The organism is Micromonospora sp. DT178, from assembly GCF_049841695.1.
Classification (GTDB): Bacteria; Actinomycetota; Actinomycetes; order Mycobacteriales; family Micromonosporaceae; genus Micromonospora.
Genome location: NZ_JBNCKV010000028.1, coordinates 49,935 through 69,647, shown reverse-complemented (window position 1 = coordinate 69,647; position 19,713 = coordinate 49,935). Strand labels below are relative to the sequence as shown.

Genomic DNA, 19,713 nt, shown 5'->3' with positions numbered 1-19,713 from the left:
TTTGGCACTGGCTTATCAAGCACCCTGTTGAGTTCTCAAAGAACAACCACACACCGCCCGGAAACCCCACACCGTGGGGCCCCCGACCCGGGGCATTTCGTTCGCTGCGCCCGCCGCTCTCGCGCCGGGCACTTTTACTACGTTACCTCACCGTCTCCGCCGTGTCAAACCGTTTGTCCCGGTCTGTCGTGCTTCGTACGGGTTGGCTCCGACGAGCGCACGCAGCAGCGAATCGCCGCGTTGATCATCGGATTTGGCAGACCGGCCGCTCTGCGGTTTCCCGCGAGCTCGCCCGGTTCCCTGCCGGCCGTGAACCTTACCCGGTCGGCTTCGCTGCGCCAAATCCGCCTCGCGGCAGATCCGGCGAGCCCCGCCCGGGGCCGCGTCGTCCGGGATTTCACACCCGACCGACCCGGCACCAGTCCGGTTCGGCGCCTCAGGACTTTCGCCCTGTTTGCCCCGTTCCGCGCTGGCAGAGAGAAAGTTACGCGTCTGCGGGTTTGAACGTCAAATCCGGGGGTAGCGTCCCCGGTCACATCATTTCCCGCTCGCTATATGGCCTGCTCAGCGCCGGCGCGACGCTTCTGTCCCGGTGGCAGGGCGCCGCCACGGGGCAGCGTCGCCGCCTGCCGAAGGTCCGTACCCGGGGCCGTCGCGCCTGATCCGCACACGCCAGCCGCAGGGTTGCCGACGGAGGTTGTCAGCGCGCCAGGGACCGTCGGTATTCCCCAGCGTGCGGAGGTGGCCAGCTCGTCGCGCGCCTTCCACGACGTGGAACGGGCCAGGTGGCGGTGAAGCGCTGCGGTGGCGGTGAAGCGCTGCGGTGGCGGTGAAGCGCTCCGGTAGCGGTCGGCCTTGGGTGCCCTGAAGCCGCCCGGTGGCGGTGGACCCAGTGGCCGGTGGAGTGGCCCGGCGGCGGTGCACCCGGGTGGGTGGCGGATTGGCCCGGTGGCGTCGGTCAGGGTGCCTGGCGGTCGGCGCGCCGGCCGGCCGCCCGCCACGCTCGGACGCCGAGCACACCCACGGTGGTGCCGATGAGCAGGGACGCCGCGATCAGCAGGGCATGGATCCAGAGGAAGCCGGTGGCCGGGAACTCCCCGATCGTGCCGGTGGACCAGGACCGCGGGTCCTTCCAGATGGCGACGGCGAACCTCGGCCAGATCACCCAGGTCCAGATTCCGACCCCGGCGAGGAAGAGCGCCCAGCCGCGCGACAGCACCATGGCTGCCGAGTATGCCAGCGCGACCTGGCGGGCCGGTCGGCCGGCCGGCGCCCGAGGCGCTGGTCAAGGGGCATGCCACGGTCGGCACCGACCGCAACGGAAACGGTTACCCCACGATCGGGAGCCGGGGCCGGCGTCGCCGACGGTCACGGGGTGATGGAGCTGCCGGAAGGTGACCGGGTGGCGCAGGCCGGGCACGGGCGGGTCCCCGCCGGCGCCTGCGGGTCCCGGCCCACGAAGAACGTCGCTGCGCTGCCGGCTCCACGGGCGCCGCGCCGGCGAGCACGTACGCCGACCGCGGCGCGGGCTTCACTCGTACACCCTGCGGTCGTGGCCCGTGCCTCGGTCGAAGCGCAACAGGCGGACGGAGCCCGGCGAGAGTCCGACCACGGCCGGCCCGAAGGCGGGCGCGCGGCGGCGCCGGAGGTCGGAGAAAAAGGTGAGCAGTGACCGTTTCTTTCGCTATTTCGGAACTGCGGTGGGCGAATCAGACGGGATTCCGGAAACGGGAGGCCCGCATGATCGCGGGCCTCCCGAACCACTCCGTCAGAAGCAGGTGCCGATGCCACCGATCGCGGGGTTCGCCCGGTCGTGGTAATGGATCGCGCCACTCGGGTCGGCCATGAAACCGCCCCAGATGATGCAACCGCCCTTGACGTACGCCCGGGTCGGTCCGGCCGCCCAGAGCCTGTCGCCGTCGTCGGTCTGGGTGGGCAGGTACTGGGCGGCGAGGTAGACCTGGGTGCGGGTCAGCGCCCCCGCGTAGGCGGACTTGACGGTGACCGTGCAGCCGTAGCCGACCATCGGGTTGTGCAGCAGGTAAACGGTGCCGAGCCGGACGCCGGTCTCTGCGTGCCGGATCGGGTCCTGGTCCAGGACCGTGTATCCGAGCCCGCAGAGCGACTGCGGCGTGACCGGGCTGACGACGGCCGCCTGCGCGGCGGCGCCGGCCCCGGCGACCAGCCCGAGCGCGACGGCGAGCACGACCCCGAGCCGACGAATGATGCGGTACATCCGTGTCCCCCTTTTTCTGCGGCAGATGCGTCACCAGAATGGCCGTCTCACGGTGACGGAACGAATGTGCCGGGTGGACACTCCGCATCCCCGCCCAATGTGTGCTGCCCATTTCCCGTCGCCGCCACCTGCGGCACAGCGGCACCATTCATCGATGGTCGGCGAGTATGACGTACTTCGCACGGAGACATTTCAGTGAACCAGGAATTGCCGTGTTGTTTCCCGGGGGCGCGGGCGGGGCACTGGGTTCCGGGACCGGCGCAGACCGTCATCGGAGGTGACCCGTGCAGCCGTCGACGTTCAATCCCTGGGCCTGGCGCGACCCGTCCGCCCTCGCCGGCGGGTACTCCGGGGCCAGCCCCGACTCCGCCCCGCCGGACGGGCCGCAGCCCGGCGGCGACGGACCGGACGCCCCCGGCCCCGGCACCCCGCTCGACCTGGTCGGCTACCGGGTGGAGGCCACCGACGGGCGGATCGGCTCGGTCGACGAGGCCAGCGACGACACCGACGCCCGCTGGCTGGTGGTGGACACGGGACCGTGGATCTTCGGCCGCAAGGTCCTGCTGCCGGCCGGCACGGTGACGCGGGTGGACCACCTGGACCGCACGGTGCACGTGGACCGCACCCGCGAGCAGGTCAAGGAGTCACCGGCCTTCGACCCGGACGCGTACGGCGAGCCCGGCTACCGGGACCGGATCGGCGACTACTACCGGGAGAGCTACCGGCAGGGCTGAGCGCGGGCACGGAAAACGGTCGGACCCGCTACCGTGGGGGCATGGTCCGGCCGATCAGCTACGCGCCGGAGGTCGTCGACCCGGTCGACGGCCTCCCGCTCGGTGTCGTGACCCTCTCTCCGACCCGCTCCGACGACGGCCGCGAGCGGATGATCGACGTACTTCGTGCCGGTGGACTGCGGTTCCGCGACGGCGCGCGATGGCGTTCGGCTCACTGAGCCGACCCTGACCGGCCCGGGATGACATCCCCGGCCGGCGCGCGCCCGCGCACACCTCGTCCATTAGGCACGAAAGGCGTACCACCATGTCCGTTGCACGGATGCTCACCGGGGACCGCCCCACCGGGCGGCTGCACCTCGGTCACTACGTCGGCAGCATCGCCAACCGGGTGCGGCTGCACCAGCGCTACGAGAGCTTCTTCATCATCGCCGACCTGCACATGCTCACCACGCGGAACACCCGCCAGGACATCGAGCGGGTCGCGGGCAATGCCCGGGAGATGGTCACCGACATCCTGGCCGCCGGCGTCGACCCGCAGCGAGCCACCTTCTACCTCCAGTCGGCCATCCCGGAGGTCGGCGACCTGAACACCCTCTTCCAGAACCTGGTCACGGTGCCCCGGCTGGAACGCGTGCCCTCGCTCAAGGACATGGCGCGCGACGCCGGCAAGGAGGAGATGCCGTACGGCCTGCTCGGGTACCCGGTGCTCCAGGCCGCCGACATCCTCTGCGTCAAGGGACAGGTCGTTCCGGTCGGCAAGGACAACGCGGCGCACGTGGAGGTGACGCGGGAGATCGCCCGGCGCTTCAACCACCTCTACGGTGAGGTGTTCCCCGTGCCCGAGACGATCGCGTCCGAGACGCCGACCCTGGTCGGCACGGACGGCCGGGCGAAGATGAGCAAGAGCCTGGGCAACACGATCGCGCTCTCCGCCGACTCGGCGACGGTCCGCCGCGCGGTGATGGGCATGTACACCGACCCGAACCGGATCCGCGCCGACGTGCCCGGCACCGTCGAGGGAAACCCGGTCTTCGCGTACCACGACATCTTCAACCCCGACCGGGCGCAGGTCGACGACCTCAAGGAGCGCTACCGGGCCGGGCGGGTCGGCGACGTGGAGGTGAAGGAGAAACTGGCCGTCGCGCTGGACCGGTTCCTGGACCCGATCCGGGAGCGCCGGGCCCGGATCGAGGCCGAGCCCGGGCTGGTCGACCAGCTGATCTTCGAGGGCACGGAACGGACCCGCCACGAGGTGCGGCAGACGCTCGTCGAGGTCCGCCGGGCGATGGGGCTGACGAGCGCGTACACGCAGGTGCGCCGCCGGGCCGAGCGGCACCGCAAGGCCACGGCCACGCCGGCCTGAAGCGGTCGTACGACCGGCGTCCGGCCCGGGACCGGGGATCCTGCTCCGGTACCGGGCCGGATCGTGCGGAGCGGTCGCAGCGGGGATGAATGAGTGGCTCCGGGCGGGGCATCTGGAACACATGGGCGTGGTCCGGTACGAGGCGGTGATGCCGGTCGTCGACGAGCTGGACCAGCTCGTCGACCTGCTGCGGAAGGCGGCCCCCGGCGAGCAGTTGTACGTCCGGTGGTCCCGCGGTCCCGGCGTCGACCTGTCCGGCGAGCACGGGTCCGGGCAGTCCAGCAAGGACGCCCTGACCGGCATCGACCTGCCCGGCCTCTCCGCCAATCCGCTCGCCGTCGAGTCGTGGTGGGGCGATCGGCCGCTGCGGCTCTGGGTGGCCCGCCGGCTCTACGACTACTGCCACCTGCGTCGGCTACGCGGCCCGGGCGTACGTCCCTGGGTGCTGGCCGGCGAGCAGCGCGGCCGGGGACCGGACAACGAGCCGCTGGTGCGGTGCCGCCGGCCGGTCGCGTGGGTGTCGGAGCGGGCGCTGTGGGAGGCGGACCGGGTGGTCGAGGCGCAGGCGTCGGCGGAGTGGGGACCGCTGCACCGGGCCGACTGATCCGCCCCGGACCGAACTCTCTGGTGGCCCGGGGCGGTTGTCGCTAGGTTTCAGCTTCGGGTACCGCACCGTCGTCGATCGGGGAAGTCGGCCGCGTGTCACACATCGAGAAGATCACCGGGGAACTGCGCGCCCTGACGACCGGCGTCAACCGGGCGCAGACACTGGCGTCCGCCGCCGACAACCAGGCGCAGGAAGTGGCCCTTCGCGCCGCCGGCGCCGGCTTTGCCGCCGTGGCGGCGGGCCTCACCCGGGTACGCGACGGCATCGCAACCGTCCGGGGCGGCCTGGGCAGCCTCGCGACCACGATCGGCGAGGCCACGAAGAACACCGCGGCCGTCCCGCAGGAAGCCAGCCCGCACGAGACGATCACCGGCCTGGCACCCGTGCACCACGCCGTCGACGGCATCCGCGACACCGCCGCCGCCACCATCGCCCAGGTCGGCCAGACACGACAGCTCGTCACCACCGTCCTGCACGGCGGCCAACCCGGACCCCTCGTCCAGTCCCTGGAGCAGATCACGCAGGTCCTGACGCTGGTCGTCCAACGCACCACCACCGCCCGGCAGGCGGTCGAGACGGCGATCGCCGAGGCCCGACAACTGGGGTCGGCGGGAAACTGACCGGGGCTGGCGGCACCACCCCGACCAGCCCCACCACCACAGACCCCGCCCCCACCGCCTCCTCGGCGGACGACACCGACACCGCCGACCACGGCCCTGGGCACGAGGGCCCCACGCACGACTTTGCGCCCTGGACCAGGCCCGCCACCGGCGCCTCCGGCGGCGCACCGACCGGACCACGCACCCGAATCCCGGCGAAGGAGAGACCGACGGAACGCCGCAGCCTGGAACTGGAGAACGAGACCGCCGACAAGGTCGCCTACCAGGGCTACCGGGTGCACCAGAACCCGACCCGGCAGGAGATCATGCATGCGCGGCTGAACAGCGGCGACATCGTCGATCAGAACAGATCACCGGATTACCTGATCGAAGGGCTCGTCTTCGATTGCTACGCTCCCACCTCCTCAGCGCCACCACGGTCCGTCTGGAGCGCGGTGACCAGGAAGGTCCAGCGGCAGCAGACCCAGCGCGTGATGCTGAATCTCCAGGACTGGCGTGGAGACCTCGCCGCCCTGCACAAGCAGTTCGGCGACTGGCCGGTACCGGCGTTGAAGGAACTGGTGGCGGTCACACGGAGCGGCACGATCGTCGAGATCGTGCGGCGGGACTGAGGAAGGCCGAGTACATGTCCATCACCTACCGACTGACGCTCGCGGGCGACGTCCCGCTGGAGCAGTTGGCGGCGCTGGTCGCCCCCGAGGCGACCGAGACGACGACGTACTCCGGCGACAGGATGCTCAGCGCCGACCTGAACGAGGAGTGCGGATACGCCGTCAGCATCGTCGCCGGTAGCCAGGGCTACTACGGGGCCGAGGACGACGGCGGTGTCGCGTGGGAGTGGGAGCCGGCGACCTACGCCGACATCGACTTTCACATGCACAAGGACACGCTGATGGACAAGGGCAGGCCGCGCATGTTGCGGACCGTGGGCCGGGTGCTGGCCAGCCGGCCCGAGGACGCGGCGTTGGTGCTCAACGACAACTGGCTGATGCTGACCCGGGTGAACGGCACGATCCGCCGGCACAACGAGGCCGACTGGTACGACGAGGCGTACGACAGCTTCCTGCCCCGCTGACCCGCCCGCCGCCGGGTCGGCTCCGGCCATTTCGCGTCCCCCTGGCGCGGGCGCGGCCGTCCTACCATCGGGTCGTGGCGAACTTCGATGTCCCGGCAGCGGTCGCGACGGTCTGGCAGCGGCAGGCTGCCTGGTCACAGGCGTCCGGCGAGGCCAAGCGTGCGATCTCACGTGCACGGCTGACCATCGCCGCGCTCACCGTGGGGGCCGCCGTGTGCGGCACCCTCGCCAACCAGCTCGGGCACGCCCATCCCGGTGCGGGGCGGGCGCTCGCGATCGTCGCGGCGGCGGCGCTGCTCGTGGTGCCGCTGGCTGCCCGGTGGTCCTCCCGGGACGCGGTGCACGCGTGGACCAGGCTCCGCTCGGTCTCCGAGGCGCTGAAGGCGGACATTTACCGCTACCTCGCCGGGGTCGCCCCGTTCGGCGGCGCGGACCGGGACGCCGTCCTGCTCGGCCGGTTCGACGCGCTCATGGACGACGCCGGCGACCTGGTCGGCCGCACCCTGGACGCGCCGCCGGCCGCCCGCCCGTTGCCGGCGGTCTCCGACGTGGCCACGTACGTGACGGAACGGATCCAGCGGCAGGTCGACGGCTACTACCTGCCGGCGGCCCGCCGGATGGCCCGCGCCGCGAGGCGGGTCCGGTACGCGGCGACGGGGCTCACGATCGTCGCCGCCCTGGTCTCCGCGACGGTCGGGGTGCTCGGCGACAACCTCGGGCTCACCGCCTGGATCGGTGTCGCGGCGGCCGTGACCACGGCGCTGGTCGGCTACGGCTCCGCCCAGCAGTACGAGCACCACCAGATCGAGTACGCCCGCACCGCCGACCAGCTGACCCGGCTTCGCACGGTCCGCGAGGCCGGGCTGGGCTGGGCCGACGACGACGCGTTCGTCGCCGAGGCGGAGCGCATCATCTCGCTGTCCAACGAGGGCTGGATGGCCAGGATGATCGAGCAGGATGGCGCTGCGCAGCCGTGACATCACAGGTTGTGCCATATAGCATCGTCGATAGTCGTCGTTGACCGTCGTTGTGGGCGGCGTCCGTCCACTCCCGACTCCAAATGGGGGAACCGACGTGGAGCGCACCGTACGCCAGCCCGATCCGACCCCGCCGCCACTGGACGACCTCCGGCGTACCCCGCTCGGCCGGATCTCCCTCGACCGGGCCCGGTCCGTCGCGCACGTGGCCGGCCGGAGGGAGGATCGTCCGGCGCGTGTCGATGTCGCGGCCTTCAGCTCTGCGATCTGAGCCGGACGGGCAGCCGACCGGGCACGTCGCCCCGCTGACGCAGTACGTGCTGAAGCTGGTCAGCCGCTGCGATCTCGCCTGCGACCACTGCTACGTCTACGAACACCCCGACCAGTCCTGGCGGCGCCAGCCCCGGGTGATGGACCCCGCCACGGTGACGGCCGTCGCCGAGCGGATCGCGGAGCACGCGGCGGCGCACCGGCTCGACACCGTACGCGTGGTCCTGCACGGCGGCGAGCCCCTGCTCGCCGGCGCCGCCCGGCTCGACTCCACCGCCGCCACCCTGCGGCGCGTCATCGGCCCGGTGGCTCGGCTCGACCTGCGGATGCAGTCCAACGGTGTGCTGCTCACCCCGACGACCTGCGACGTGCTGGTCGCCCACGACGTCAAGGTGGGGATCTCGCTCGACGGCGACCGGGCCGCCAACGACCGGCACCGCCGCCACGCCAACGGGTCGAGCAGCCACCGCCAGGTGCTGCGGGCGCTGTCGCTGCTGCGCAGCCCCGCGTACCGCAGCAGCTACGCGGGCATCCTCTGCACCGTCGACCTCGCCAACGACCCGATCCGGGTGTACGAGGCGCTGCTCGCCGAGGAGCCGCCGCACGTCGACTTCCTGCTGCCGCACGCCAACTGGGACAACCCGCCCGCCCGGCCCGACGGCCTCGCCACCCCGTACGCCGACTGGTTACTGGCCGTCCACCGGCGCTGGCTGGCCGACGGGCGTCCGGTGCCGATCCGCCTGCTGGAGTCCCTGCTCTCCACCGCGTCCGGGCACGGCAGCCGCAGCGAGGCGGTCGGGCTCGGCCCGGCCGACCTGGTTGTCGTCGAGACCGACGGCACCTTCGAGCAGGTCGACTCGCTCAAGTCCGCCTTCGACGGCGCGGCGGCCACCGGTCTGGACGTCTTCCGCCACCGGGTGGACGATGCCGCGGCCCACCCGGCGATCGCCGTACGGCAGACCGGTCTTGCCGGTCTCTGCGCGACCTGCCGCGCGTGCCCGGTGGTCGGGCACTGCGGCGGCGGGCTCTACGCCCACCGGTACCGCGCCGGGGACGGCTTCGACAACCCGTCCGTCTACTGCCCGGACCTGCTGAAACTCGTCCGGGTGGTGACGGCGGCACCGGTCGGCGACGAGCCCGCCGGGCCCGCCGACCAGCTCAGCCCGCGCGTGCTCGACGACCTCGCCACCGGCGCGGGCACGGCGGGCTCGGCCGCGCAGCTCGCCGCCGTCCATCTGGCGCTGGTGCGCGCCCTGCTGGTCGCGCTCAGCGAGCGGGCCGCGAGCGACCCGGTGGCGGCCGAGGGGTGGCGGCTACTGGTCCACCTGGACGACGCGCACCCCGACGCCGTCCGCGCCGTGCTGACCCACCCCTTCGTGCGCCGGTGGGCCGGGCGCTGCCGGGACGGGGCGGCCGAGCTGTCGTACCTGGCCTGCGTGGCGGCGGCCGCCGCAGTCCGCGCCCGGGTCCGGGCCGACCTGCCCGTCCCGGTGCGGGACGGGGTGGTCAGCCTGCCGACGCTCGGCGCGCTCGCCGTCGGCTGCGAGCGGGGCGTCGTCCGGCTCGTCACCGACGACGGCGACGTGCGGCTCGCCGGCCGGCGGGTCACCGCCGACGCGGACCGCGACGGCGACCCGGCCGGCGAGGACGGGCCGGACGGCTGGCTGCCGGTGCGATGCGTCCGGATCGACGGGCACCGGCTGCTGGTGGAGGACACCGATCCACACCGGGACTGCTACGACCTGCCGGTGCAACCGCGGCTGTCCGGCGCCGCAGCGCCGCGGTGGACGCGGCAGGTGGAGCGGGCGGTGCGCCGGATCGACGCCGAGGCCGTCGGCTACGCGGCGGGGGTGCGCACCCTGCTGCGGGCCGTCGTGCCGCTGCGCGCGGAACCGACCGGCCGGTTCCGCAGCGCCGCCGCCGGCGCCGCCTTCGGCGCGGTGGCCGTCACGGCCGTACCCGACGACGCCACCCTCGCCGTGCTGCTGGTGCACGAGGTGCAGCACCTCAAGCTCAGCGCGGTGCTGGACGTCTGCGACCTGTTCGACCGCGACGACACCCGGACGCTGCGCGTGCCGTGGCGGGACGACCCACGCCCGGTGGAGGGCGTGCTGCACGGCGCCTACGCCCACCTGGCGGTCGCCGACGTGTGGCGCCACCGCCCCGGGTCGGCCGCCGGGGGCCATTTCCGCCGCTACCGGGACTGGACCGACGGGGCCCTCGACGCCCTGCTCGGCCTCGGCGCGCTGACCGCCGCCGGCGAGCGGTTCGTCCGGGGGATGCGCGCCACCGCGGACGGGTGGGCGTGACCGCCGGCCCGCTCCGGCGGGACACGCTGACGGCGGACCTGCGGGCGCTGGGACTGCGGCCGGGTGCCACCGTGCTGGTGCACTGCGCCCTGTCCCGCGTCGGTCGGGTGGCGGGCGGCCCCGCCGCGCTGCTGGCCGCCCTGTCCGACGTGCTGGGCGCGTCGGGCACGGTGGTCGTACCGGCGCAGACAGCGGGCAACTCCACCACCTCGCGGGCGTTCCGGGTAACGACCGCCGGCTTGGACGCCGCCGGGGTCGCGGCGGCGGAGGCGGCCATCGTGCCGTTCGACCCGGAGCGCAGCCCCGCCGAGGGCATGGGGATCTTCGCCGAGCACGTACGCCGGCAGCCGGGGGCGTGCCGGAGCCGCCACCCGCAGACCTCCTTCGCCGCCCTCGGCCCCGACGCGGCCCGGCTGACCGCCGTCCACGACCTCGACTGCCACCTCGGCGAACGCTCGCCCCTCGGCGCGCTCTACGCCGCCGACGCCGTGGTGCTGCTGCTCGGCGTCGACTGGTCGGCCTGCACGGCGTTCCACCTGGCCGAGTACCGGCTGCGCCGGCCGCCGGCCGACCGGGCGTACCGGTGCTACCTGCGCGACGCCGCCGGGCGGCGGGTCCGGCGCGACTTCCGGGCCCTCGATCTCCACGACACCGACTTCCCGCTGATCGGCCGGGCCCTGACGGACGCCGGCGCGGTGCGGCGCGGGCCGGTCGGGGGCGCCGACTGTCGGCTCACGGACATCCGGGTGGCCGTCGACTTCGCCCGGGGGTGGATGGATGAGCACCGGCGGTGACGAGCGGGGCAGCGGAGGGTTGGCCACGGTCGATACTGTGGACGGTCGGGAGTCGCCGCACCGGTCGGGAGCCTCAGTTGCCAGAGGGAACGTTCTGGGAGGACGAGAGCGCCCCCGTGTTCTTTCTCAGCTACGCCCACAAGAAGAACCAGGTCGCGGCGCCCCGGGACACCAACCAGAAGGTCTTCCAGCTCTTCGTCGACCTCTCCGACCATGTCGTCGAGCTGCTCGGCCTCGGCCCGGGACGTACGGCCGGATTCATGGACCGGATGCTCGACGGCGGGCAGGTGTGGACCGACGACCTCGCCTTCGCCGCCGGGCACTGCCAGGTCTTCATCCCGTTGATCTCCACTCACTACCTCAACAGCGCCTGGTGCGCCCGGGAGTGGGACGCGTTCACCCGCCGGCCGATACTGACCCGGCCGGACGCCGAGCCGTCGGCGGGGGAGACGCCCGTCATCCCGGTCAACTGGTCACTGGTGGAGCGTCGCCGGCTGCCGGCGGCCGTGTCGCGGAGGCAGATGTTCACCCCCACCCGGCTGCCCCCGGAGATCGCTCCGCAATACCACGAAGAGGGCATCTACGGTCTGCTGAGCCTCGGCGACACCGGCAAGGCCGCCTACGACGCGGTGGTCTGGCGGCTGGCGCAGCGGGTCGCCCGGGCCTATCGGACGCACTGGGTGCAGGCGCAGGTCCCGGCCGACGTGCGGCAGTTGCGCACCACGTTCGAGGAGGGCGGACATGACGTGGTCTGACCCCGTTCCGCCCCGGGGCGCCTCTCGCCGGGAGACCTACTTCTTCCTGAGCTACGCCCACTCGGTGCCGCTGTCGGCCGGTGTCCGGCCGGACACCGACTACTGGGTCAACCGGTTCTTCAACGACCTGGCCACCGCCGTCCGGCACGCTGCCACGAGAGGCGGCGACCTCGACGCCGGCTTCTTCGACGGGCAGGTCAACCCGGGAGCCGACCTCAGGCAGACGCTCACCGACGCGCTCAGCCTCGCGCACGTCTTCGTGCCGCTGCACTCACCGAACTACTTCCGCAACGCGTGGGCCCTGGGCGAACGCGAGTCGTTCCGCAGCCGACTCACCCGGCTCGCCCCGGCGCAGGCCGAGCGGCACCTGGTGCCGGTGCTGTGGCTGCCGCTGCCGTCCTGGGGCGAGCGGCCGGAGACGACCCGGGCCCTCGACCTGGTCCCGGACGCCGGCGACCGGGCCGACTACGCCGAGAACGGCCTGCGGGCCCTCTGCAAGCTCAGCGCCTACCACGACCTGTACCGGCGGGTCCTCGATGCACTGGCGAGGCAGATCGTCACGGTGACCGAGACGCAGCCGCTGGCCCGGTCCCGGGCGGCGACGCTGTCCAGCCACCCGGTGCCCGACAGCGTCGGCCCGGCGCTGGTGGTCACCACCCTCACCGACCACGCACGCTGGCGGCCCTACGCCGGGCAGCACGAGCTGGCCGTGGCCGACTACGTCGCCGCGACCGCCGAGCGGCTCGGTCTGCCCACCCGGGTCGTCGACCTGGCGGCGGCCCGGGCCCTGGCGCCGCAGAGCCCCACCGTCGTGCTGGTGGACGCCGCGACCGGTGCCGCCGCCATCCGTTCGGCGCTGGACGACCTGCCCCGCTGGGTCGTCCCGCTGGTCATCGCCGCCGGCCACGAGCGTGGCGCGACGGCACCCGAGTCGGTCTCCGAGGCGTTGCAGGCCGCCGGGTTCCCCCGGGTCATGCCGGTACGGGCGATCGACGAATTCGAGCGCTGCACCCCGCTGCTGGTGACCGAGGCCCGCAAGCAGTTCCTCCGGTACGGTCCGGTCGACCCGCCGGACGGCCCGGTCACCCCGAGACCGAGCCTGCGCCCGGCCCGGCCGTTCGACGGACCGCCGGGGTCCGGCGCGACCCTGCCGCCGGTGCGGCCGTTCGACACGACGCGAGGGAAGGACGAGCGATGACGCCATCGCGCGAAGGGCAGGTCATCACCTTCTACTCCTACAAGGGCGGTACGGGCCGCACGATGGCGCTGGCCAACACCGCCTGGATCCTCGCCGCGAACGGCCAGCGGGTGCTCGTGGCCGACTGGGACCTGGAGTCCCCCGGCCTGCACCGGTTCTACGCCCCGTTCCTCGACGCGGAGCAGGTCGCCACCACCGGCGGCGTCATGGACCTGATCCTGGACTACGAGTGGGAGAACGCCCGCCGGCGCGAGGAGACCGGCGCCGACCCCCGGCCCGGCGACTGGCACCGGGAGTACGCGCGGGTCCACCGGTACGCGTTCTCGGTGAGCTGGGAGTTCCCTGGCGGCGGCAGCCTCGACCTGCTCCTGGCCGGGCGGCACAATCCCGACTACGCGACCAGCGTGACCGGCCTGAACTGGGACAACTTCTACAACCGGCTCGGCGGCGCGCAGTTCTTCGACGCGCTGCGCGAGGACATGAAGCGGCACTACGACTACGCCCTCATCGACAGCCGCACCGGGATCAGCGACGTCGCCGAGATCTGCACCATCCACCTGCCCGACGTCCTGGTCGACTGCTTCACCCTCAGCGACCAGGGCATCGACGGCGCCGCGGCGGTGGCCGCCCGGGTCCGCGACTACGAGGGGCGTCGGGCCCGGCGGGTGCTGCCCGTGCCGATGCGGGTCGACGACGGGGAGAAGGGCAAGCGGGACGCCGGGCGGTCGCTGGCCATGCAGAAGTTCGCCGGCCTGCCGGGCGGCATGACCGACAGCGAGCGGCAGGCCTACTGGCTCACCGTCGAGGTGCCCTACCGCGCGTACTACGCCTACGAGGAGACGCTGGCGACCTTCGGCGACGAGCCGGGCGGGCGCACCACCCTGCTGTCCGCGTACGAGACGTTGACCAGCCACATCACCAACGGCAGGATCACCGGCCTGCCCCGGATGGACGACCAGGTGCGTCGCCGGACGGTGCAGCGCTTCGAACGCAAGCCGACGGTCGTGGACGAGCTGATCCTGCTGCGGCACGTGCCCGAGGACCAGGTGTGGGCGGAGTGGGCGCAGGCCGTGTTGAACTCCGCGGACCTGCGGGTGGTCACCGCTTCCCTGGACGGGCCGGCACCCGAGCAGACGGGCACGGCCGTCCGCGAGGTCCGGCTGGTCTCCCGCGCCTACCTGGCGGCCTGGCGTGCCCGCTCCGGCACCGGTGACGACCGGGCCGCGCCGGGCTGGCTGGCCGTGCACGTCGACGACACCCCGCCCGTGCCGGACGTCCCGGTCGGCAGTTGGACGGCCGTGCACGACCTCACCGCCGAGGACGCGGCGACCCACCTGCTGAAGCTGGTGGGACGCACGGTGGGCGCGGCCGGCCTGCGCCCCGCCCGCTTCCCCGGGGTGCGCGCGACGGTCTTCAACGCGCCGGCCCGCAACGCCCGCTTCACCGGGCGCGAGGACCTGCTGCGCCGGCTCCGTGAGGAGCTGAGGGCCTCGGGCGGCAGCGGCACCCCGGTCGCCCTGCGGGGCGGTCCCGGTCTCGGCAAGACGCAGCTCGCCATCGAGTACGCCCACCGGTTCCGGGGCGCGTACGACATCATCTGGTGGGTCGCCGCCGACCCGCCGCAGTTCGTCGACGTGATCATGACGGAGCTCAGCGACGAGCTGGGCCTGCCGAGCCAGACGACGATCCCGGAGACCAACCGCGCCCTGCGGCAGCGGCTGGGTCAGACCGAGCGCCGCCCCGACGGCAGCCCGCCGCCGCACTGGCTGCTCATCTTCGACAACGCCGACCAGTACGAGGACGTCCGGCCCTACCTGCCGCAGGGCAACGGACACGTGCTGGTCACCACCCGCAACCCGGACTGGGGTGACCTGGCGCGGGCGGTGGACGTCGACGAGTTCGAGCGGGCGGAGAGCGTGGCGCACCTGCGCGCCCGCCTCGGCGAGCACCTGATGAGCGTCGCCGAGGCCGAGCGGGTCGCCGACGCCGTGGAGAACGTGCCGATCTTCGTCGCGACGGTCGGGGCGTGGTTGGCCGACACCCGCACGCCGGTCGAGGAATACCTGGCCGGGCTGCGCCGCACCGGCCTGGAGACGGAGGTCTGGGACCTCCCGCTCCAGCGGCTGAGGGAGGGTTCCCCGGGGGCGTACCGTCTCCTTCAGCTCGCGTCGGTGCTCGCCCCCGAGATCTCCCTCGACCTGCTCTACAGCGACCGGGTGGCGCGGGTCATCGCCCCGCACGACCCGGTGGTCGCCGCGCGGGTCGCCGACCGGGTGTCCGAGCGCGACATCGCGGCGACGCTGGTGCAGCGGATGAACAAGCTCGCGCTCATCAAGCTGGACCCGCACGCCCACCGGGTGCAGGTGCACCGGCTCCTGCAGACCGCGCTGCGCGCCCGGATGACCGACGACGAGCTGGTCACGGCCAAGCACGAGGTGCACCAGATCCTCGCCGGGTCGCGACCTCCGGGTGAGGTGGAGGACCCGGTGAACCGGCAACGGTTCCGGATGCTCTGGCCGCACCTCGACGGCTCCGACGCGATCTCCTGCCGGGACGACGACGTCCGGCAACTGGTCATCGACCGGGTCCGCTACATCTACGTCAGCGGCGGGTACGAGCAGGGCGAACGGTACGCGCGGGAGACCGAGGCCGTCTGGTCGGCGCTGTTGGCGGAGCTGCCGCCCGACGGGCCGGAGCACCGCAAGCTGCGCGTCCAACTGCTGCACCTGCGGTTCAACTGGGCGAACGTGCTGCGCAGCCTCGGGCGGTTCGACGAGGCCCTCCGGCTGGACGAGGACACCCTGCACCAGCAGGAGGAGCTAATCGGCGACAGCCACCCGCACACGCTGATGACCGCCGGCGGTTACGGGGCGGACCTGCGCACCCTGGGCCGCTACCCGGAGGCTCTGGAGCGCAGCCTGCAGACGTACGCCGCATCGGTCGAGGTGTTCGGCGAGGATCACCGGCGGACCCTGACCGCGGCGAACAACCTGGCCGTGTCCTACCGGCTGATGGGCATGTTCGACCGGGCGCTCGAAGGCGACCAGGCGACCAACCGGCGGCTGCGGGTCGTCCTCGGGCCGGAGCACCCGAACACCCTGGTGTCGGCCAACAACCTCGCCCGCGACCTGCGGGAGACCGGCGACTACGAGGGTTCCGTGGCGCTGCTACGGGAGGTGGTGACCGGCTACCGGAACCTCTTCGGCGAGCAGTCCCGTGACCTGCTCACCGCGCAGGCCAACCTGGCCGTGTCGTTGCGCAGCACCGGGGAGATCGCCGAGGCGGCCCAACTGCTCGACGAGACCTACCAGCGGCTGCTGGCCACCCTCGGGCCGGCCAGCCCGGACACCCTGCTCAGCCGGCTCAGCCGGACGGCCAACCTGATGTTGCAGGGGCAGAACGCGCAGGCCCTGGCGGAGCTGGTCGAGGTGGAGCAGCAGTTCGTCCAGGTGTTCGGCGCCGACCACCCGTACTCGCTGGTCTGCCGGGTCAACCTGGGCGTGGCCCAGTGGGACGCCGGCGACACGGGCACCAGCCTGTCGCTCACCGAGGCGGCCGCGGCGGCGATGATCGCCGCGCTCGGCGACCAGCACCCGTTCACCATGGCGGCGGCCAACAACGTCGCGGTGTTCACCATCCTCACCGGGGAGCCGGAGCGGGGACGCGACCGGCTGCTGGCGGTGGTGGAGCAGCTCGCGGAGGTCCTCGGGCCCGAGCACCCCGACACGTTGCGGGCCCGGGGCAACCTGGAGACCGTCAACCAGGCGTTGTCCGGCGGCCGGGTGAGCATCGGGCGGATGCGGATCGCCGACCGGCTCGCCAACCGGGTCGGGCAGCACCACCCCAGTGTCGTGGTGCTCCGCGACGGGCGGTACGTGCGGCGGGTACTCGACCCGCACCCCTACTGACCGGGCCGCGCGCCGATCAGCAGGTCGGCGCTCAGCGCGGGGTCGGGGTCGACGAGCCAGCGCAGGATGCGCGGCAACTCCTCGACCGCGTCGAAGTGCGCCGCCCCGGGCCGGACCTCCATCTCGGCGCCGGGTATCTGCGCGGCCAGCCAGCGGCCGTGGCTGACCGGGGCGAAGTTGTCGTCGGCGCCGTGCCACAGCCGGACCGGCGTCGCCGCGGTGTCGATCGCCCGCAGGTCGAAGGCCCAGGGGCGGCGGAACGCCAGCACGTCGTCGATCCACCCGTACGGCCCGGAGCGGAGCGCCTCCGCGTAGGTGTCGGTGATGAGCCGGCGCAGCGCCGGGTCGTTGACCGCCCGGCGGTCCGCCGCGCTCATCTCCGTCTTCAGGTCCGCGAGGAGCAGCCGTGGGTCCGCAGCGGCCCGCTCGGCACGCTGGCGGATCTCCTCCACCACGGCGGCGGTGTCGGGGCTGCCGGCGCCGAACCCGCGCACGTTGCCGGTGTTCATGCCGCCGACCCAGTCCAACTCGATGGCGTTCCACGGGGCGAGACTGACCAGCACCGCCACCCGGGTCACCCGGCCGCGCAGGCGGGCATCGGCCGCGCAGGCGAGGGCGTGCGGGCCGCCGCCGGAGCGTCCGACGACCGCGAACTCCTCCACGCCCAGGTGGTCGGCGATCGCCTCGACGTCGCGGGCGGCGTCGGCGACGTCGCGGTTCTCCCGACGGTCGGAGTCGCCGTAGCCGGGCCGGTCGTAGGCGATCAGCCGGACGCCCATGCGGTAGAGGACGATGCCGCGGGGCTTCGGGCCACGCCGGCTGCCGGGCGTGCCGTGGAGCAGGAAGACGGGGAAGCCGTCGGGCGCGCCGGTCACCTCGTACGCCACGCGTCTGCTGTCCTCGCGTTCGGCGAAGTCGGCCCCTGGCTCGCCGTCTCGGGTCACTCCGTCCTGCCCTTCGGTGCCGCTACCAGCTAATACTCGCAACCCGGCATCGAGTAGAGACGATGTCGGACGGCTCCACTCAACAATCGAGCCTAATGGTCGGGCCCGCCGCGCCGCTATGCCGAGCGGGAACATGGGGCCGGATCTGTCTGAAACGACACCTACGGCCCACCTGGGCTGGAACTTCCGGCTGCCCCGCCGACCGGGACGCCCGTCGGGGGATCCCGTCCGCCCGGGGCGACCGGGCGCGGGTCCGCCCAGTCGTCGGCCGCCGCCCGTGAGGGCCACCGCCCGGAGCGGCGGAGCCGCCGCGCGCCGGGTCAGCCGGCGAGCGCATCGAGCGCGTCGTCGAGCCGGGGCTTCCGGCCGTCGGCGAAGACGTCGAGGAACTCCTCGCCGGGCGCGGCCCAGAACCGGGTACGCGGCTCGTCCCGCCAGTCGCAGGTGATCTCGCAGCCCCACGAGTGCAGATACGTCCGCTGGTCCGCCTGCCCACGGTGGAACAGGGGGTCGCCGACGATCGGGAAGCCGAGCCAGGCCAGGTGTACGCGGATCTGGTGACGCCGACCGGTGACCGGCTTGAGCACCAGCAGCGTACGGTCGCCGCTGACCAGCGCCGTGGCGAAGTCGGTACGGGACTCGTAGGAGGGCTTGGAGCGGTCGACGGCCGACTCCGGCAGCGCGAAGCGGCGGCGGTCGGCGTCGTAGCTGATGGCCTCGCGCTCGCCCGCGATCCGGATGGTGCCCTTGCGGCCCGGCCGCAGCGGCAGGTCGATGGTGCCGGTCTCGGGCAGCCGCGCCCCCTCGACCCAGGCCAGGTAGCGCTTGTCGGCGCCCCGGTTGGCGAACTGCCGGGTCAGCGAGGCGTGCGCCGACGGCGTCCTGGCCAGCAGCAGCAGCCCCGAGGTGACCTTGTCGATGCGGTGCACCCAGTGCACCGGCTCCCCGGCGGCGGCGGCCAGGTCGGTCAGGGACTCGGCGTGCCGCTCGCCCATCACGGAGATGCCCGGCGGTTTGTCGAGCACGAGCAGGTGGTCGTCCTCGTGGATGGGATCGCGCCGAAGTTCCGACCAACTGAAGGTGGTCATCATCGCCTCGGCTCTCGACTGTGCTGAACTGCTCCGTGTCGCCGACGGCCGCGCCCGGGACATCGGTGACGCGGGGAGCGGGGTCGAGCCGGCCAGGTGGGCCGGCACGGCGAAGGATATCAACCCGGCGTCGGCGCCCCCCGAAGTCGAGCAGCGCCATCGCCTACCGGTGGCTGCACCGCACCGCCCGCCGGCACGCCTCGGCGCTCAGCTGACGCGCCCGGCCGGCGTGCTCACTCGAACCGCCACCGGGTCGCGCTGAAGCCGGACCCCTTGTCCATGCCGATGACCTTGGCCGGGGTCACCTCGAAGACGATGTACGGCGACGGGCCGATCCCGTCGCCGTCGATCCCACCGTCGACCGGGGTCACCTCCCAGCCGTACTTCTCCCCGTACGCCTCGGCGACGCGCTTGATCGTCGCCGGGTCGCTGATCCGGGCTGCCGTGCCCTCGATCGAGAGGTCCAGCTCGGGGCTGCCGACGGTGAGGACGCAGTGCGGGTTGGCGGCCAGGTTGTCGACCTTGTGGGCGGTCTCGCTGGAGCAGAAGTACATGCTCCGGTCGAGCCACAGGGCCAGCAGCGGCACGGCGTGCGGCCGGCCGTCCGGCCGGACCGTGCACAGGAAGAACTCTCCCGCCTCCGTCAGCCGCTCACGCGCCTGCGACCAGGGCATCGGCTTGGAGTCTTCGCTGGCAAAGGACGGTTCCGCGACCGGCTCACGGTCCACCATGGGTTCCCCTTCGAACGACGACATCGTGACTGGAGCAGCACGGAGAGTATCCCAGTGTGACGGTGTCCGCGCGCGGACGGACGCCGCCGCCGCGGAGTGTCGGA

At 73.0% G+C, this 19,713-nt stretch carries 18 protein-coding genes; 13 read left to right on the top strand and 5 right to left on the bottom strand.

Going from position 1 to position 19,713, the window contains the following annotated elements; genetic code table 11:
- Positions 1–958: 958 nt before the first annotated feature.
- Together ACLQ22_RS30820 and ACLQ22_RS30815 are read right to left on the bottom strand one after the other, a co-directional pair.
- The gene (locus ACLQ22_RS30820; protein ID WP_425695401.1) at positions 959–1,222 is read right to left on the bottom strand and encodes an SCO4848 family membrane protein; all 264 of its coding nucleotides are present in this window, start codon (positions 1,220–1,222) and stop codon (positions 959–961) included.
- A gap of 546 nt (positions 1,223–1,768) precedes the next feature.
- On the bottom strand, positions 1,769–2,236 hold the full coding sequence (locus tag ACLQ22_RS30815; protein WP_425695400.1) for a hypothetical protein: 468 nt from the start codon (positions 2,234–2,236) through the stop codon (positions 1,769–1,771).
- A 284-nt stretch (positions 2,237–2,520) separates the two neighbouring features.
- Between ACLQ22_RS30815 and ACLQ22_RS30810 the strand changes: the two genes are divergently transcribed.
- The 13 genes from ACLQ22_RS30810 to fxsT all read left to right on the top strand — a co-directional run bounded on the left by ACLQ22_RS30810 (position 2,521) and on the right by fxsT (position 16,846).
- Positions 2,521–2,970, top strand: a complete 450-nt coding sequence (locus tag ACLQ22_RS30810; RefSeq protein WP_425695399.1) for a PRC-barrel domain-containing protein — start codon at positions 2,521–2,523, stop codon at positions 2,968–2,970.
- 41 nt (positions 2,971–3,011) lie between these two features.
- Positions 3,012–3,188 (top strand): hypothetical protein, encoded by a 177-nt coding sequence (locus tag ACLQ22_RS30805; protein WP_199729260.1) that lies wholly within the window; start codon positions 3,012–3,014, stop codon positions 3,186–3,188.
- An 86-nt stretch (positions 3,189–3,274) separates the two neighbouring features.
- On the top strand, positions 3,275–4,333 hold the full coding sequence (gene trpS / locus ACLQ22_RS30800) for a tryptophan--tRNA ligase (RefSeq protein ID WP_425695398.1): 1,059 nt from the start codon (positions 3,275–3,277) through the stop codon (positions 4,331–4,333).
- An 85-nt stretch (positions 4,334–4,418) separates the two neighbouring features.
- Positions 4,419–4,937, top strand: a complete 519-nt coding sequence (locus ACLQ22_RS30795) for a DUF6098 family protein (RefSeq protein WP_425695397.1) — start codon at positions 4,419–4,421, stop codon at positions 4,935–4,937.
- A gap of 95 nt (positions 4,938–5,032) precedes the next feature.
- Positions 5,033–5,560: a DUF6244 family protein gene (locus tag ACLQ22_RS30790; RefSeq protein ID WP_425695396.1), complete on the top strand. Its 528-nt coding sequence runs from the start codon at positions 5,033–5,035 to the stop codon at positions 5,558–5,560.
- 275 nt (positions 5,561–5,835) lie between these two features.
- Positions 5,836–6,171 (top strand): hypothetical protein, encoded by a 336-nt coding sequence (locus ACLQ22_RS30785; RefSeq protein WP_425695395.1) that lies wholly within the window; start codon positions 5,836–5,838, stop codon positions 6,169–6,171.
- A gap of 14 nt (positions 6,172–6,185) precedes the next feature.
- Positions 6,186–6,635, top strand: a complete 450-nt coding sequence (locus tag ACLQ22_RS30780) for a SitI3 family protein (RefSeq protein WP_425695394.1) — start codon at positions 6,186–6,188, stop codon at positions 6,633–6,635.
- A 74-nt stretch (positions 6,636–6,709) separates the two neighbouring features.
- Complete coding sequence (locus ACLQ22_RS30775) at positions 6,710–7,612, top strand: DUF4231 domain-containing protein (protein ID WP_425695393.1); 903 nt, start codon at positions 6,710–6,712, stop codon at positions 7,610–7,612.
- A gap of 242 nt (positions 7,613–7,854) precedes the next feature.
- On the top strand, positions 7,855–10,191 hold the full coding sequence (locus ACLQ22_RS30770; RefSeq protein WP_425695404.1) for an FxsB family cyclophane-forming radical SAM/SPASM peptide maturase: 2,337 nt from the start codon (positions 7,855–7,857) through the stop codon (positions 10,189–10,191).
- A complete protein-coding gene (locus ACLQ22_RS30765; protein WP_425695403.1) occupies positions 10,188–10,985 on the top strand; it encodes an aminoglycoside N(3)-acetyltransferase in 798 nt (265 codons plus the stop codon). The genes ACLQ22_RS30770 and ACLQ22_RS30765 overlap by 4 nt, the downstream gene beginning before the upstream one ends.
- A 77-nt stretch (positions 10,986–11,062) precedes the next feature.
- Complete coding sequence (locus ACLQ22_RS30760) at positions 11,063–11,740, top strand: TIR-like protein FxsC (protein ID WP_121397646.1); 678 nt, start codon at positions 11,063–11,065, stop codon at positions 11,738–11,740.
- Entirely contained in the window at positions 11,727–12,938 is a 1,212-nt protein-coding gene (locus ACLQ22_RS30755; protein ID WP_425695392.1) for a TIR-like protein FxsC, read from the top strand. The genes ACLQ22_RS30760 and ACLQ22_RS30755 overlap by 14 nt, the downstream gene beginning before the upstream one ends.
- Complete coding sequence (gene fxsT / locus ACLQ22_RS30750) at positions 12,935–16,846, top strand: FxSxx-COOH system tetratricopeptide repeat protein (RefSeq protein ID WP_425695391.1); 3,912 nt, start codon at positions 12,935–12,937, stop codon at positions 16,844–16,846. Before ACLQ22_RS30755 ends, fxsT begins: the two co-directional genes overlap by 4 nt.
- Here fxsT and ACLQ22_RS30745 read toward each other — a convergent pair.
- The 3 genes from ACLQ22_RS30745 to ACLQ22_RS30735 all read right to left on the bottom strand — a co-directional run bounded on the left by ACLQ22_RS30745 (position 16,840) and on the right by ACLQ22_RS30735 (position 19,609).
- Positions 16,840–17,790 (bottom strand): alpha/beta fold hydrolase, encoded by a 951-nt coding sequence (locus ACLQ22_RS30745; protein WP_121397644.1) that lies wholly within the window; start codon positions 17,788–17,790, stop codon positions 16,840–16,842. The two genes, fxsT and ACLQ22_RS30745, sit on opposite strands and share 7 nt — an antisense overlap.
- Positions 17,791–18,110: 320 nt before the next feature.
- Positions 18,111–18,878 carry an RluA family pseudouridine synthase gene (locus ACLQ22_RS30740; protein WP_425695390.1) on the bottom strand — a complete coding sequence of 256 codons (768 nt, stop codon included), beginning with the start codon at positions 18,876–18,878 and terminating at the stop codon, positions 18,111–18,113.
- Positions 18,879–19,111: 233 nt separating this feature from the next.
- Positions 19,112–19,609: a pyridoxamine 5'-phosphate oxidase family protein gene (locus ACLQ22_RS30735; RefSeq protein ID WP_425695389.1), complete on the bottom strand. Its 498-nt coding sequence runs from the start codon at positions 19,607–19,609 to the stop codon at positions 19,112–19,114.
- Positions 19,610–19,713: the final 104 nt, after the last annotated feature.

What these genes read in the sequence shown, in the direction of transcription:
- ACLQ22_RS30820 (WP_425695401.1), bottom strand. Translation starts at nt 1,222, where the DNA reads ATGGTGCTGTCGCGCGGCTGGGCGCTCTTCCTCGCCGGGGTCGGAATC.
- ACLQ22_RS30815 (WP_425695400.1), bottom strand. Translation starts at nt 2,236, where the DNA reads ATGTACCGCATCATTCGTCGGCTCGGGGTCGTGCTCGCCGTCGCGCTC.
- ACLQ22_RS30805 (WP_199729260.1), top strand. Translation starts at nt 3,012, where the DNA reads ATGGTCCGGCCGATCAGCTACGCGCCGGAGGTCGTCGACCCGGTCGAC.
- trpS (WP_425695398.1), top strand. Translation starts at nt 3,275, where the DNA reads ATGTCCGTTGCACGGATGCTCACCGGGGACCGCCCCACCGGGCGGCTG.
- ACLQ22_RS30795 (WP_425695397.1), top strand. Translation starts at nt 4,419, where the DNA reads ATGAATGAGTGGCTCCGGGCGGGGCATCTGGAACACATGGGCGTGGTC.
- ACLQ22_RS30780 (WP_425695394.1), top strand. Translation starts at nt 6,186, where the DNA reads ATGTCCATCACCTACCGACTGACGCTCGCGGGCGACGTCCCGCTGGAG.
- ACLQ22_RS30770 (WP_425695404.1), top strand. Translation starts at nt 7,855, where the DNA reads ATGTCGCGGCCTTCAGCTCTGCGATCTGAGCCGGACGGGCAGCCGACC.
- ACLQ22_RS30755 (WP_425695392.1), top strand. Translation starts at nt 11,727, where the DNA reads ATGACGTGGTCTGACCCCGTTCCGCCCCGGGGCGCCTCTCGCCGGGAG.
- fxsT (WP_425695391.1), top strand. Translation starts at nt 12,935, where the DNA reads ATGACGCCATCGCGCGAAGGGCAGGTCATCACCTTCTACTCCTACAAG.
- ACLQ22_RS30740 (WP_425695390.1), bottom strand. Translation starts at nt 18,878, where the DNA reads ATGACCACCTTCAGTTGGTCGGAACTTCGGCGCGATCCCATCCACGAG.
- ACLQ22_RS30735 (WP_425695389.1), bottom strand. Translation starts at nt 19,609, where the DNA reads ATGGTGGACCGTGAGCCGGTCGCGGAACCGTCCTTTGCCAGCGAAGAC.